Source organism: Bradyrhizobium sp. USDA 376 (assembly GCF_054063675.1).
The window spans coordinates 5,971,048-5,984,991 of sequence record NZ_JBSSGN010000001.1 but is presented as its reverse complement, the minus strand read 5'-3'; the positions used below and the strand labels follow the sequence as shown (position 1 = coordinate 5,984,991).

Genomic DNA, 13,944 nt, shown 5'->3' with positions numbered 1-13,944 from the left:
AAGGGACGACCATGTATCACTATGCAGGAATCGACGTGTCATTGGAATGCTCGAGCGTCTGCCTTGTCGATGGGACAGGCAAGATTTTGCGCGAGACGAAGGTTGCGAGCGAGCCGGAGGCCCTGATCGCCTGGTTCCGGTCGCTGGCCTTGCCGCTGGAGCGGATCGGCCTGGAGGCAGGCCCGTTGTCGCAATGGCTCTACGCGGCTCTGCGGGAGGCAGGGCTTGCGGTTGAGCTTCTGGAGACGCGTCACGTTCGCGATGCCTTCAAGGCGATGCCAGTCAAGTCGGACCGCAACGATGCGCGCGGGATCGCCCAGCTGATGCGGCTCGGCTGGTTCCGGCCGGTGCATTGCAAGTCGGTCGCGGCGCAGGAGACGCGCGCCATTCTGACGGCCCGCAAGCTGCTGCAATCCAAGCTGCACGACATCGAGAACAGCCTGCGCGGCGTGCTTCGCGGCTTTGGGCTGAAGGTCGGCAAGACCACCGAGCGCACCTTCGCCGAGCGCATCCGGGAGCTCGTTGCAGGCCATCCAGGCCTTGAAGTGGTGGCGCAGGCGCTGCTCGAAGCTCATGGCGTGCTGCGGCGCGAGTTCAACAGCCTGGACAAGCAGGTCGCCAGGCTCGCCAGATCGCACCCTCAAGCCCGCCTCCTGATGACGACGCCGTCCGTTGGCCCGATCGTGGCGCTGACCTACGCCTCGGCGGTCGACGACCCGAAGCGCTTCCGCTCATCGAAGGCGACGGGGGCGCATTTTGGCCTCACCCCGAAGAAGTACCAATCGGGGGAAACCGACTACACCGGCCGCATCAGCAAGATCGGCGATGCCTCCGTGCGCGAGGCGCTCTACCAGGCGGCCCACGTGATGCTGACCAAGCCGGTCAGGAATTGCGCGGCGCTCAAGGGCTGGGCGATGCGGATCGCCCGGCGCGCAGGCATGCGCAAGGCCAAGGTGGCGCTCGCGCGCAAACTCGCGGTGATCCTGCATCGCATGCTCGCCGACGCCACGCCGTTCAACCCGATGGCCAAAGCCACGACAAGCTGAGCTAAGGAGTATCGATCGGTTCCGGGCGGGCCACGACACCAGGCTCGTCCGCGCGAGGTCCCTTCGCTGGGACGATGGATCCGGTCAGGCCGCCATCCGGGAAGTGGATCACAACCACGCTTCCGTAGATTGGCCGGCCGGCTCCTCATGCACCCCATCAGGCGACGGCCTCCGCGCCGATCCCGTACAGAAGCAAGTGCCCAGCGATCGGATCACGCAAAAAGGGATTGACTAACCAAGGCCCGTTACAGAAGCCCGGATGGAGCGCCAGCGTAATCCGGGACAATTCCATCCGCGCACGAGACGCCCCGGATTGCGCTCCGCTCCATCCGGGCTACGGCTCCGTCATTGCGGACGCAGCCCGCCGCGCATCCGCCAAAGCCTCACTTCTGCGGCAGGTTCACCCTGACATGCAGCTCGCGGAGCTGCTTGGTCGTGGCTTCCGACGGCGCGCCCATCAAGAGGTCCATGGCCTGCTGGTTCATCGGGAACAGCGAGATCTCGCGCAAATTCGTGGTGCCGCAGAGCAGCATCACGATGCGGTCGACACCCGCCGCCATGCCGCCATGCGGCGGGGCGCCGTACTGGAAAGCGCGGTACATGCCGCCGAAGCGGTCGACCACTTCCTGCTCACCGTAACCTGCGATCTCGAACGCCTTCACCATCGCTTCCGGCACGTGGTTGCGGATGCCGCCCGAGGCGATCTCGTAGCCGTTGCAGGTGATGTCGTACTGGAACGCCTTGATGGTCAGCGGGTCCTGGCCCTTCAGCGCGTCGAGGCCGCCCTGCGGCATCGAGAACGGGTTGTGCGAGAAGTCGACCTTCTTGTCGTCCTCGTTGTACTCGTACATCGGGAAGTCGACGATCCAGGCGAGCTCGAACCGCTCCTTGTCGGTGAGGTTCAACTCCTCGCCGACCTTGTTGCGGGCAAGGCCTGAGAACTTCCAGAACTTGTCGGGATCGCCGGCGACGAAGAAGGCGGCATCGCCTTCCTTGGTGCCGATCTGTGCGCGGATCGCCGCGGTGCGCTCGGGCCCGATGTTGTTCGCGAGGGGACCTGCGCCCTCACCGCCCTCGCGCCACATGATGTAGCCGAGGCCGGGCTGGCCCTCACCCTGCGCCCACGAATTCATGCGGTCGCAGAATGCGCGGCTGCCGCCGCCCGCAGCCGGGATCGCCCAGACCTGGTTCTTGGGATCCTCGAGCATGCGCGCGAAGACCTTGAAGCCGCTTCCGCGGAAATGCTCGGAGACGTCCTGCATCTCGATGGGGTTGCGCAGGTCCGGCTTGTCGCTGCCGTATTTCCGTAGCGCTTCGGCAAACGGGATGCGGCGCCAGTTCTTGGTGACCGGCTTGCCCTTGGCGAACTCCTCGAACACGCCGGTGATCACGGGCTCCATCGCCGCAAAGACGTCTTCCTGCGTGACAAAACTCATCTCGACGTCGAGCTGGTAGAACTCGCCGGGCAGACGGTCAGCGCGCGGGTCTTCGTCGCGGAAGCAGGGCGCGATCTGGAAGTAGCGGTCGAAGCCCGACATCATCAAGAGCTGCTTGTACTGCTGCGGCGCCTGCGGCAGCGCGTAGAATTTTCCCGGATGGATGCGCGAGGGCACCAGGAAGTCGCGCGCGCCTTCCGGCGAGGACGCGGTCAGGATCGGCGTGTTGAACTCGAAGAAGCCCTGCCCCTCCATGCGCCGGCGCATCGACTTGATGATCTCGACCCGCGTCATGATGTTCTGGTGCAGTTTTTCGCGACGCAGGTCGAGGAAGCGATATTTGAGCCTGATGTCTTCGGGATACTCCTGGTCGCCGAACACCGGCAGCGGCAGGTCGCCGGCCGGGCCCAGCACCTCGATCTCGCTGACATAGACCTCGACCTTGCCGGTCGGCAGGTCGTCATTGTCGGTGCCTTCGGGGCGGCGGCGGACCTTACCGTCCATCTTGACCACGAATTCCGAGCGCAGCTTTTCGGCCAGCGAGAACGCCGGCGAGTCCGGGTCGACCACGCACTGGGTCAGGCCGTAATGGTCGCGCAGGTCGATGAACAGCACGCCGCCATGGTCGCGAACGCGATGGACCCAGCCCGAGAGGCGGATGGTCTCGCCGATGTTGCTCTCGCGGAGCGCGCCGCATGTATGTGACCGGTAGCGATGCATGGTCGTCCCAAAATCAATGTCGGAGGAAGCGAATCGGACGGCCTGAAACGACCGGTCCGAAGTTGCGGCAGGGTTTACCCGACGAGGCCCAAAGCGGCAACCCAAGGCGGCAACCAAGGGAACGCCCCGATTTGGGCTGGAAGCGCCCATTTTTGGCTTATCAGGTCCGGAGCCTTTGCCGATGGCCGTTCCAGCCCTATCTTGAGGCCATGACGGTCCATTTCCCCTTCCAGAACTCCTATTCGGCGCTGCCGGACAGCTTCTTTGCCCGCGTCGCGCCGACCCCCGTGGCCGCCCCCCGGCTGATCAAGCTGAACCGGCCTCTGGCGGTTCAGCTTGGCCTCGATCCGGACCTCCTGGAGACCCCCGAAGGCGCCGAGATCCTGGCCGGCAAGACGGTTCCCGCCGGCGCCGATCCCATCGCCATGGCCTATGCCGGCCACCAGTTCGGGCAGTTCGTGCCCCAGCTCGGGGACGGCCGCGCCATCCTGCTCGGCGAGGTCATCGACAGGGACGGCATCCGCCGCGACATCCAACTGAAGGGTAGCGGCCCCACCCCGTTCTCCCGCCGCGGCGATGGCCGCGCGGCGCTCGGGCCGGTCTTGCGCGAATACATCGTCAGCGAAGCGATGTACGCGCTGGGCATCCCGACCACGCGCTCGCTTGCCGCCGTCGTCACCGGCGAGCACGTCATCCGCGAGACCGCGCTACCCGGCGCGGTGCTGACCCGCATCGCCTCCAGCCACATCCGCGTCGGGACCTTCCAGTTCTTTGCCGTCCGCCGCGACACCGAGGCGATCCGCCGGCTCGCCGATCACGTCATCATCAGGCACTACCCGGAGCTGCTACATGCGGAACGGCCCTATCATGCGCTGCTCGCTGCCGTCGTCGCACGGCAGGCCGAGCTCATCGCGCGCTGGCTGCTGGTCGGCTTCATCCACGGCGTGATGAACACCGACAACTCATCGATCTCGGGCGAGACCATCGATTACGGCCCCTGTGCCTTCATGGACGCCTACAATCCCGCGCAGGTCTTCTCCTCGATCGACGAGATGGGCCGCTACGCCTATGCCAACCAGCCGCGCATCGGCTTGTGGAATCTGACGCGCCTCGCCGAATGCCTGCTGCCGCTGTTCTCCGACGATCAGGAAAAGGCCGTCGCCGAAGCCCAGGATATTCTCGGCGCCTTTGCCGAAACATTCAGCGCGGCCTATCAGGCGGGTCTGCGCAAGAAAGTCGGGCTATTCACGGAGCGCGACGGCGACGAAGCGCTGATCCAGGACCTGCTCGACGCCACGGCCAAGAACCAGGCCGATTTCACTCTCACCTTCCGCAAGCTGGGCGACGCCGCTGGTGATGACGGCGCCGACGTTCGCGCCCAGTTCATGGATCCCTCAGCCTTCGACGAGTGGGCCAAACGCTGGCGCGCGCGCATCGCGCTCGAGCCGCAGACCGCAGCGGAACGGCAGGCCGCGATGCACGCCGTCAATCCGATGTTCATCCCGCGCAACCACCGCGTCGAAGCCGTGATCCAGGCTGCGGTGAACAACGACGACTACGCGCCGTTCGAGGAACTGGTGAAGGTGCTGGCAAAGCCTTTCGAGGATCAGCCGCAGTATGCCGCTTACGCCGATCCACCGTTACCGGAGCAGCGGGTGCTGCAGACGTTCTGCGGGACGTAGCGACAACCGCGGTGCGTAGGGTGGATTAGCCCTTGGCTGCGCGAAGCGCAGTCCGAAGGCGTAATCCACCACTTCTCTCAACGCAGGAAAGCAAAGAGGTGGATTACGCCTTCGGCCAATCCACCCTAAGAGCTAACATCACACCCGCTCACCGAACTCGCCTGCGATCTTGGTGTCCCCACCCCAATCCTCCGGAAACAATCCGGCCCGCACGTCACGGTGAAACGACGAGTGCGGCCAGTCGCAAACCTTCGACACGTGCCCGTGCTTGACAGGATTGTAGTAGCAATACTCGATATGGCGCGCGTAGTCGGCCTCGTCGCGAACGAGATGCTCCCAGAACCGGCGTTGCCAGATGCCGCGTTCGTTCCGTGCGGCACGGACGGCACTCAGCCGCTCGTTCGGCGGGAGTGCTTTAGCAAAGCGTGTCTTGATCAACCGCCAGCGCACCGAGAAATTGGCATCGCCCGGTGGCAACTTCCAGATTGCATGCAGATGATCCGGCAGGACCACGAAAGCATCGATCTCGAAAGGATGGCTCTGGCGTGTTGCGGCGACCGCGTCCCGTAAGATTTCGATCTGGTCGGTCAAAAGAGCCTTCCGCCGATCGAGCAGGTTCACGGTGAAGAACCAGCATCCTCCAGGAACGAACGCGCGGCGGTAGTCGGACATAGACCATCGATAGCACAACTTGACGTTGGCTCACAGTGGTGGATTACGCCAGCGGACTGCGCTTCGCGCAGCCGCGGGCTAATCCACCCTACGCACCTTCTACTTCGTCGCCTTCCTCACGCCGCCGAACGATGCGACGTTGAACTTCTGCGGGTCGACAGGATCGTAGCGCGACCATTCCATGTCCGGCGTCTTGCCGTATCGCTCGACCCAGACATTGTCGTCCCTCGTGTTGCCGGGAGCGACAGGGCGGAGCTCGAAATGCAGCACCTTGTTGGGGCCGATCTCGCCGATGGTGTCCTTGGCCTTGACGGTCGCTCCCACCGCGAGTGCCTGGCCCTCCTGCCCATTGATACGGCCCAGCTGGACGTAACGCGTGTAAACCACCCCGCCATTCGGAAAGGTGTGCTTGAGCACAACATAGCGGCCGCAGCCGCCGATCACAGGCAGGTCGGCAGGCGCCTGCTCGCTGGTCTCGATCTTGACGACGACGCCGTCTGCCATTGCCACCACCGGTGCGCCCGACGTATCCACGGTGAAATCCTGGCCGGGATGCTCATCATGGGTCCAGCATCCGCAGGCGGTCATCGTCGTGTCCACCGGCTTGTCGGCGCGCGGAAAGCTGCGCGGGGTCAGGAACTCGTTGACCAGCAGTCCCGGCCCCTCCGGCGAGGTGAAGGCATGGATCGCGAAGAGCGACAGCTTGTCGCCGACCGGCACCTCGTTCGGAAGAAACCCGTAGACCACGTCCTGGATGAAGACCTTGAGCTCGGCTCCCTTGGCAGAACGCACAATGATGCAGTTGGTCGCCTGCAGGCTGTCGGCATCCTGCTTGGGCATGCCGCCCATGATCAGGGATCGCTTGAGCGCTCCGCTTGTACACGGCTCTCCGTGAGAGGCCAGCGTGACATCGAGCTTCAGCGGCGACATTGGATAGACGTCCATGCCGCTGGCGGGGCGCCGCCGCGACAGGAATTCGTCGAGATCGGTCTCCTTGTAGCGGGCGAAGTTGAATTCGGCGCCTGCCGCTTCCGGGACCCAGAGAACGACCGGCAGCAGAAAAGCAGCAAGCAATCTCAGCTTGCGGAGAACACGCGGCATCGCCATGCGAAGATCTCGTGATGCAATTCGGTAAGCAGCGCGAGCAAATCATAGCCGCATCTTCGCGGCAAGGTAGATCGGATCCCGCACCTCAATCATGAGGCAGCATCCGGCCGCAGCGGGCCTCCTCCGCTTATCCACGGCACGTCCACACCTTCGGCAGGCCTTCGGGAACCGCTGTCATCAAACTGAAACACACGCGCTCTAACGGGCTGCCAGGGCCGTCCTGCCGGAGGCGCCCATCCTCCAACACAGTCCCGACAAAGCGCCATGCCCTTCAAATTCATTCATATCACCGACACGCATCTCGCGAATCCGGGGCTGAAGCTCTATGGGCTCGATCCGCGCGCCCGGCTGGATGCGGCGATCGCCGACATCAACAAGCACCAGTCCGACGCTGCGTTTGCAGTGGTGACCGGCGACCTCACCCATTGGGGCGAGCCCGAATCCTACGCCAATTTCGCCGAGGCGATGGCTGCGCTGAACATTCCGTACATCGCCATGGTCGGCAATCACGACAAGCGCGTCGCCTGCCTGGACGGCCTCCGGTCCGCGCCGCGCGATGCCAACGGCTTCGTGCAGGGCACACGCACCACCGAGCACGGACTGTTCGTGTTCCTGGACACGCTGGACGAGACCAGCCACGCCGGCGAGATGTGCGCCAAGCGCCTTGGCTGGCTGGCAAACACGCTGGCTGCAGCGCCGGCCGACCAGCAATTCGTGGTGTTCATGCACCATCCGCCCTTCCCGGTCGGCGTCCACGCCATGGACGAGATCGCGCTGAAGCAGAGCGCCGAATTCGCGGAAGTCATCGCGCCGTACCGCTCGCGCATCCGCCATCTCTTCTTCGGCCATGTGCACCGGCCGATCTTCGGTAGCTACGGCAAGATCCCGTTCTCGACGCTGCGCGGCACCAACCACCAGGTTTGGTTCGAGCTCGACGCTGCGGCCACCGAGCATCTCGCCAGCCACGAGCCGCCGGCCTATGGCGTGGTGCTGATCGACCAGGAGAACCTGGTCGTGCACAGCCACGATTTCCTCGACACCAGTCTGCGCTTCCCCTTCGAGCCACCGGCAGGAGTGGACGGCCGCGACTATGCGCTCAATTTCCCGGCGCGATGAGATGAGCCTCGCTGAACCCGCGGCTCTCCCGGTCGCGACTTCGGCGGCGCCGCGTCTGCACGTCCTGAAGCGGTTTTCGAACCGCTTCAAAGCCTCGCTGCCCGCCTATCTGCTGCTCTTGCCTTCGCTGCTCTTCCTCGCGCTGTTCACCTATGGCGCGATGGGACGCGTCCTCATCGACGCGCTTTACCAGCGTGCCACGCCCAAGGCGCCGGTGCGCTTCGTCGGCCTCGACAATATCAGCGCGGTGCTCGCCGACCCCGCCTTCACCGGCGCCGTCGTCAACAATTTGATCTACGCTGTCGGCACGGCGGTGCCGAGCATCGCCCTCGCGCTGTTGTTTGCGCTGGCGCTGTCACGCACCCATGCCGTGAACAGCGCGCTGCGCGCCGCGCTGTTCCTGCCGGTGCTGATCCCGATGGTCGCGGCCTCGGCGCTGTTCCTGTTCATCTTCCTGCCCAATGTCGGCCTGCTCGACTATTACATCGGCCGGGTGCTGCCGGTGCTGCCGAACTGGCTCGGCGACCCCGACATCGCGCTCTACGCGATCATGGTCATCACGATCTGGAAGAACGCCGGCTACTACATGCTGTTCTTCCTCGCCGGCCTGCAGGCCGTGCCCGAGGACGTGATGGAAGCCGCACACCTCGACGGCGCGGGGCCTTATCAGCGGCTTCGCCACATCATCCTGCCGGAGCTCAAGCCCACCTTCCTGTTCGTCACCGTCATCGCGATCCTCAACGCGGTGACGCAGGTCGACCACGTCTTCGTCATGACCCAGGGCGGACCGTCCAACTCGACCAATCTCGTGCTGTTCTACATCTACCAGCAGGCGGTCGAGCACTACGACGTCGGCAAGGCTTCGGCGGCAACGCTGCTGACCCTCGCCGCACTGATGGGGCTCACCGCACTGTCCTTCCGCACCATGGCCAACCGGGAGGGCGGGCCATGAAGCTGTTCGATGCGCTCTGGAAGGACGCACCGCTCGCCACCCGCGGCGAGATCACGCCCAAGCTCGGCTTTGCGCTGACCGTGCTGCTCGCAATCATCTGGTTGATCCCGTTCCTCTGGATGGGCGTGGCGACGTTGCGCCCCGCCTCCGACGGCATCAACGCCATGGCGGAGCTGCTGCCGAGCCTCAAACCCACGCTCGACAATGTCAGGGACGCCTGGGAGATCGGCGATTTCCCGCGCTACACCCTCAACACCACGATCATCTGCACCGGCATCCTGCTGGTGCAGTTCGTCACCATCACGCTCGCAGGCTTTGCCTTCGCGCGGCTCGCCTTCGCCGGCAAGACGCTGATCTTCTATCTGTTCCTGATGCAGCTGATGCTGGTGCCGGTGCTCCTGATCGTGCCGAACCTGAAGCTCGTGGCTCAGCTCGGTCTCTACGACACGCTCGCCGGCGTGATGATGCCGTTCTTCGCCTCGGCCTTCGGCACCTTCCTGATGCGGCAGGCGTTCGAGGCAATCCCGACCGAGCTGGAAGACGCCGCCCTGATCGATGGCGCCAGCCTGTTCCAGCGCATCCGCCACATCTACGTGCCGTTGTCGATGCCGAGCTTCTCCGCGTTCGCCATCATCTCCGTGACCAGCCACTGGAACGACTTCCTGTGGCCGCTGATGGTGATCAATTCGCCCGACAAGCGGCCGCTCACGGTCGGCCTCTCGGTGTTCACCAAGACCGCCGAAGGCACCCAGGCCTGGGGCACCATCGCCGCAGGCACGCTGATGGTGATCGCGCCGCTGCTCGTCACCTTCCTGATCTTCCAGAAGCGCTTCATCAGCTCTTTCGTCACCTCAGGCATCAAATAGGAGATTTTCCGATGCTGTTCTCCCGCAGGCTCATGCTCGGCCTTGCCATGGCAGGCTCTATGGCAGGCGCCCTCGCCGTCCCGGCGATGGCCGAAGGTCCGACCGAGATCGATTTGTTCTTCCCGGTCCCCGTCGACGGCAAGCTCGCCCGCGACATGGGCACCTTGATCAAGGAGTTCAACGAGACCCATTCCGCGATCAAGGCTACCGCCGTCTACACCGGCTCCTATGACGACACGCTGATCAAGACGCGTGCGTCGATCAAGGCCGGCAAGCCGCCGGCCGCCGTCATCATGTCGGCGAACTTCCTCTTGGACATGCAGATCGAGAGCGAGCTCACCAATCTCGATCCCCTGATCGCCGCCGACGGCACCACCAAGGACCAGTTCCTGGGCCAGTTCTTCCCCGCGCTGCAGGGCAATGCGGTGATCAACCGCTCAGTCTACGGCGTGCCGTTCCACAATTCGACGCCGCTGCTCTACATCAACGCCGACAAGGCCAAGGAAGCGGGCCTTGATCCGAACAAGCCGCCGCAGACCTGGGCCGAACTCACCGACTGGGCCAAGAAGCTCACCAAGCGCGAGGGTGACAAGGTGACTCAATGGGGCATCGCAATCCCCTGCGCCTACGACTATTGCGGCTGGATGATGGAAACGCTCACCATGAGCAATGGCGGGCGCTACTACAACGAGGAGTTCGGCGGCGAGGTCTATTACGACACGCCCTCAATGCTTGGCGCGCTGACCTGGTGGAACGACCTCGTCAGCAAGCACAAGGTGCATCCGCCCGGCGCCACGCCCGGCCCGGCCGTCAGCACCTCCTTCATCTCCGGCAACGCCGCGATGATGATGCTGTCGACGGGCTCGCTGACCTATGTGCGCGACAATGCCAAGTTCGCCTACAAGGTCGCCTTCATTCCGCGCAACGTTCGCAACGCCGTGCCGATCGGCGGCGCCTCGCTGATCATGCCGGCCGGCCTCGAGGCCGAGAAGCAGAAGGCCGCCTGGACACTGATCAAGTGGATGACATCGCCCGAGAAGAGCGGCTGGTGGAGCCGCGCCACCGGCTACTTCGCGCCCAACATGGCCGCCTACAAGACGCCCGACATGGTCGACTTCCTCAACAAGAACCCGGACGCCAAGACCGCCGTCGAGCAGCTCGACGTCGCAAAGCCCTGGTTCGCGACGTACAAGACCGTGCCAGTGCGCAAGAACCTCGAGGACGAGGTGATGCTGGTCCTCAACGGCAAGAAGCAGCCGAAGGAAGCCCTCGCCGCCGCCCAGAAGGCCGCGGATGAGACGCTGAAGCCGTACAATGCGGAGACGTCTTTGAAGCTGCCGTAAGGTCTTCATATCTTCGTAGGGTGGGTTAGCTGGGCGGCTGCGCAAAGCGCAGTTCGCCCGGCGTAACCCACCTCTTCTGCCTCCGCGGATTTAAACAGTGGTGGGTTACGCCAGCGGCTTGCGCTTCGCGCAGCCGCAGGACTAACCCACCCTACGCATCTTGCCTCCGCCGCCCACCGTTAACCCCCCGTCCACCATCCGGCCCGGCCCGCCGCCGGTAACCGTTGGAATTAACAGACCCTCAACGCACCCCCGACAAATCTACCAATGTTTCTGGAGATTTCGCCGTGGATCTGTTGGTTTTCGAGTTCCTGGGACTGGCTTTGGTCGCCATGTGCGTGGTCGTGGTGGCGCTGCCCTGCGCCCGCAAATCCTCGCACCGGATCCGCTACGAATAGGAATTTCGTCGGAAACAGGCGATTCCGGCCCGATGCAAGGCTCGAATTCGCTTAGAGGCCCTTGACATCACAGCACTTTCGGCAGAACGGCTGATATCAAGTGTCATGGGCCGTTCATGGATTTGATTACCACCACCGCTGACCTCGCGGCTGCCTGCAGCCGGCTGGCCAAGCACCCCGTCATTACCGTCGATACCGAGTTCCTGCGCGAAACCACCTATTACCCGCTGCTGTGCGTGGTGCAGATGGCCAGCGCCGAGGAAGCCGTGGTCATTGACGCCCTCGCCCCTGGCATCGATCTCAAGCCATTCTTCGAGCTGATGGCCAATGAGGGCGTGCTGAAGGTCTTCCACGCCGCCCGCCAAGACATCGAGATTATCTGGCATCAGGCCAACATCATCCCGCACCCGGTGTTCGACACCCAGGTCGCCGCGATGGTGCTCGGCTACGGCGACAGCATCGCCTACGACCAGCTGGTCGAGAAGGTCACCGGCCACCGCCCGGACAAGACCCACCGCTTCACCGACTGGTCGCGCCGGCCGCTGACCAAGGAGCAGATGCACTACGCGGTCTCCGACGTCACCCATTTGCGCGACGTCTTCGCCGCGCTCGACGCCGACCTGAAGAAGCGCCGCCGCAGCGAATGGGTCTCCATCGAGATGGAGATCCTGACCTCGCCCAGGACCTACGACTTCCACCCCGAGCGCGCCTGGGAGCGGCTGAAGACGCGCGTGCGCAAGCCGAAAGACCTCGCCGTCTTGATGGAGGTTGCCGCCTGGCGCGAGCAGGAGGCACAGAGCCGCGACGTGCCGCGCGGCCGCGTGCTGCGCGACGAGGCGATCACCGACATCGCAACCCACGCGCCGAACACGCTGGAAAAGCTTGCGCATTTGCGCTCGGTACCGAAGGGGTTCGAGAAATCCAAATGGGGCGCGGACATCGTCGCCGCGGTCGAGCGCGGGCTGGCGCGGGATTTCTCGACGCTGCCGAAGCTGGAGAAGCCGCGCAACAATTCCAACGGCGCCGCCATCGTCGAGCTGTTGAAGGTGCTGCTGCGCATGACCGCCGAGCGCCACGCGGTGGCGAGCAAGGTGATCGCCACCGTCGACGACTTAGAGGAGATCGCAGCCGACGATGCGGCCGACGTCCCCGCCTTGCGCGGCTGGCGCCGCGAGCTGTTCGGCGAGGCCGCCCTGAAGCTCAAGCGCGGCGAGCTGGCGCTGGCGATCGAGAAAGGCCGCGTGATCGGGGTGCAGCGGGCGTAGCTGCCTCGCCCCTCCCCGCGGTCGTCCTGGCGAAAGCCCATGGGCGCTAAAATAGTTGCATTGCTTGATAGCGACGTTTTCGTCTTGGTGGTTCGTGTAGATGCCGTCCGAGCGTGGAGCGAAGTCTGCGCAGGCAAGCAATCGCGGGTTGGGGCATGATTGCTTGTCGGAGGGAGGCGACGAGTTGGCGGAGCAGACGCCAGGTCCCTGGACGGGTCAGGCGGCCTCGGCCAAGCGGGGAGAGTCCTCGAGTTCGTCGACGAGTGGCTCGAGCAGGAGAATGATCAGCAGATGAGCGAGGATGTGGGGCCTGGCGGACCGCTCGTCAGTTCCGGGAGGGCCCTTCAGGCCAATCAAACTCTTGAGCCGCTTGAAGCCGAGTTCAATGCGCCATCGCAGCCGATAGAGGGCAAGGACATCGCTCGTTGAGAAGTCCTCCGGTGCGAGCGAGGTCACCAGGATCACCCAATCTGCAGCGTCAAGTGTTTGCCTGGAGAGCTGGTGGCCTCCCTTTTGGGCCGTTCGGCGCGCCTTGCGTCGTGCGACCGCGGCCGCTTGCGCCGGCTTCTTGACGGCAACCAGACGCAGAGCGAGCAGCGGTGCGCCAGACTTGCGTTTTATCCAGATCGGTCGATCGATCAGGCCACATGCCGAAGCCTTGCGCAGTTCGGCCGTCAGATCGACCAGACCACCTTTGGCATCAACCCAACGCGCGCTCTTCCAGCCGGACCGGATCACGAAGTCCGCGCCGGCATCGACGAGACGTGCCATGCGCTCCGGTTGCAGATAAGCGCGGTCGCCAAGACGGATTTCGCCGGCAATCACCGGTATCCGGTCCAGCGTCTCGCCCGCTCGCTGATCGGTCAGCTCGAAGTGACCAAAGCGCTCCTGCGGAAGATCGAACGCGCTGTGTATGCGCCACACCGCGTTCTTGTTCCTGCCGCTCGTCCCAGCCTTCGGGACCGTCGTGGCGTCAACAATGCGGATCAGGCGGCCGTGGCTCGCCTTCGGCGCACCGCTCGCCAGTGCTTGGCCTATCAACTTCGCCAGCCAATCTCCGCACTGACGCAACCGATACAACAGAGCCACGTTGGAGATATCGACAAGGCCCACCGACGTGGCCCATGCCGCCGTCAACCGCAGACCTCGCTCGCCAAGGCAATACGCCAGGATCAAGCGCAGCAAATCCACCGCATTGCTGATTTCCCGCGGGCGGACAAACGCCTTCGTCTCGCGCGCGCTAACGTTGAGCGCTTCGGCGCCGCCAAGCCGGGCGACAACACGCGCCCAGTCCTCGTTCACAAGCGATTCGTGTGCCATCCCAATTTGGAATCACAAGCC

General features: G+C 64.2%; 11 protein-coding genes. 7 read left to right on the top strand and 4 right to left on the bottom strand.

From position 1 onward, the window contains the following. The first annotated feature begins 11 nt into the window (after positions 1 to 11). Complete coding sequence (locus ACVJ19_RS27665; RefSeq protein ID WP_453948252.1) at positions 12 to 1,046, top strand: IS110 family RNA-guided transposase; 1,035 nt, start codon at positions 12 to 14, stop codon at positions 1,044 to 1,046. A gap of 383 nt (positions 1,047 to 1,429) precedes the next feature. On the opposite strand, the gene aspS is transcribed toward ACVJ19_RS27665, so the two are convergent. After that, a complete protein-coding gene (aspS, locus tag ACVJ19_RS27660; protein WP_092219170.1) occupies positions 1,430 to 3,202 on the bottom strand; it encodes an aspartate--tRNA ligase in 1,773 nt (590 codons plus the stop codon). A gap of 209 nt (positions 3,203 to 3,411) precedes the next feature. Between aspS and ACVJ19_RS27655 the strand changes: the two genes are divergently transcribed. Next, on the top strand, positions 3,412 to 4,884 hold the full coding sequence (locus ACVJ19_RS27655; RefSeq protein ID WP_453952364.1) for a protein adenylyltransferase SelO: 1,473 nt from the start codon (positions 3,412 to 3,414) through the stop codon (positions 4,882 to 4,884). Positions 4,885 to 5,022: 138 nt separating this feature from the next. On the opposite strand, the gene ACVJ19_RS27650 is transcribed toward ACVJ19_RS27655, so the two are convergent. Both ACVJ19_RS27650 and ACVJ19_RS27645 read right to left on the bottom strand, forming a co-directional pair. Beyond that, the gene (locus ACVJ19_RS27650; RefSeq protein ID WP_453952363.1) at positions 5,023 to 5,556 is read right to left on the bottom strand and encodes an REP-associated tyrosine transposase; all 534 of its coding nucleotides are present in this window, start codon (positions 5,554 to 5,556) and stop codon (positions 5,023 to 5,025) included. Between the two features lie 99 nt (positions 5,557 to 5,655). After that, a complete protein-coding gene (locus ACVJ19_RS27645; RefSeq protein ID WP_453952362.1) occupies positions 5,656 to 6,663 on the bottom strand; it encodes a M23 family metallopeptidase in 1,008 nt (335 codons plus the stop codon). A gap of 264 nt (positions 6,664 to 6,927) precedes the next feature. Here ACVJ19_RS27645 and ACVJ19_RS27640 point away from each other — a divergent pair, with 264 nt between their 5' ends. The 5 genes from ACVJ19_RS27640 to rnd all read left to right on the top strand — a co-directional run bounded on the left by ACVJ19_RS27640 (position 6,928) and on the right by rnd (position 12,603). Then, positions 6,928 to 7,779, top strand: a complete 852-nt coding sequence (locus tag ACVJ19_RS27640; RefSeq protein WP_453952361.1) for a phosphodiesterase — start codon at positions 6,928 to 6,930, stop codon at positions 7,777 to 7,779. A 1-nt stretch (position 7,780) separates the two neighbouring features. Beyond that, positions 7,781 to 8,731, top strand: coding sequence for a carbohydrate ABC transporter permease (locus ACVJ19_RS27635; protein WP_453952360.1), 951 nt, complete (start codon positions 7,781 to 7,783; stop codon positions 8,729 to 8,731). Further along, positions 8,728 to 9,597 carry a carbohydrate ABC transporter permease gene (locus ACVJ19_RS27630; RefSeq protein ID WP_453952359.1) on the top strand — a complete coding sequence of 290 codons (870 nt, stop codon included), beginning with the start codon at positions 8,728 to 8,730 and terminating at the stop codon, positions 9,595 to 9,597. The genes ACVJ19_RS27635 and ACVJ19_RS27630 overlap by 4 nt, the downstream gene beginning before the upstream one ends. A gap of 11 nt (positions 9,598 to 9,608) precedes the next feature. Further along, on the top strand, positions 9,609 to 10,940 hold the full coding sequence (locus tag ACVJ19_RS27625; protein WP_453952358.1) for an extracellular solute-binding protein: 1,332 nt from the start codon (positions 9,609 to 9,611) through the stop codon (positions 10,938 to 10,940). 514 nt (positions 10,941 to 11,454) lie between these two features. Beyond that, complete coding sequence (rnd, locus tag ACVJ19_RS27620) at positions 11,455 to 12,603, top strand: ribonuclease D (RefSeq protein ID WP_080137879.1); 1,149 nt, start codon at positions 11,455 to 11,457, stop codon at positions 12,601 to 12,603. A 216-nt stretch (positions 12,604 to 12,819) separates the two neighbouring features. Here the strand turns inward: rnd and ACVJ19_RS27615 are convergent, their stop codons facing one another. Beyond that, a complete protein-coding gene (locus tag ACVJ19_RS27615; protein ID WP_453947895.1) occupies positions 12,820 to 13,923 on the bottom strand; it encodes an IS4 family transposase in 1,104 nt (367 codons plus the stop codon). Positions 13,924 to 13,944 lie beyond the last annotated feature (21 nt).

Coding starts and splice junctions, on each gene's coding strand:
- ACVJ19_RS27625 (WP_453952358.1), top strand. CDS start 9,609: ATGCTGTTCTCCCGCAGGCTCATGCTCGGCCTTGCCATGGCAGGCTCT.
- ACVJ19_RS27650 (WP_453952363.1), bottom strand. CDS start 5,556: ATGTCCGACTACCGCCGCGCGTTCGTTCCTGGAGGATGCTGGTTCTTC.
- ACVJ19_RS27645 (WP_453952362.1), bottom strand. CDS start 6,663: ATGGCGATGCCGCGTGTTCTCCGCAAGCTGAGATTGCTTGCTGCTTTT.
- aspS (WP_092219170.1), bottom strand. CDS start 3,202: ATGCATCGCTACCGGTCACATACATGCGGCGCGCTCCGCGAGAGCAAC.
- ACVJ19_RS27655 (WP_453952364.1), top strand. CDS start 3,412: ATGACGGTCCATTTCCCCTTCCAGAACTCCTATTCGGCGCTGCCGGAC.
- ACVJ19_RS27665 (WP_453948252.1), top strand. CDS start 12: ATGTATCACTATGCAGGAATCGACGTGTCATTGGAATGCTCGAGCGTC.
- ACVJ19_RS27630 (WP_453952359.1), top strand. CDS start 8,728: ATGAAGCTGTTCGATGCGCTCTGGAAGGACGCACCGCTCGCCACCCGC.
- ACVJ19_RS27615 (WP_453947895.1), bottom strand. CDS start 13,923: ATGGCACACGAATCGCTTGTGAACGAGGACTGGGCGCGTGTTGTCGCC.
- ACVJ19_RS27640 (WP_453952361.1), top strand. CDS start 6,928: ATGCCCTTCAAATTCATTCATATCACCGACACGCATCTCGCGAATCCG.
- rnd (WP_080137879.1), top strand. CDS start 11,455: ATGGATTTGATTACCACCACCGCTGACCTCGCGGCTGCCTGCAGCCGG.
- ACVJ19_RS27635 (WP_453952360.1), top strand. CDS start 7,781: ATGAGCCTCGCTGAACCCGCGGCTCTCCCGGTCGCGACTTCGGCGGCG.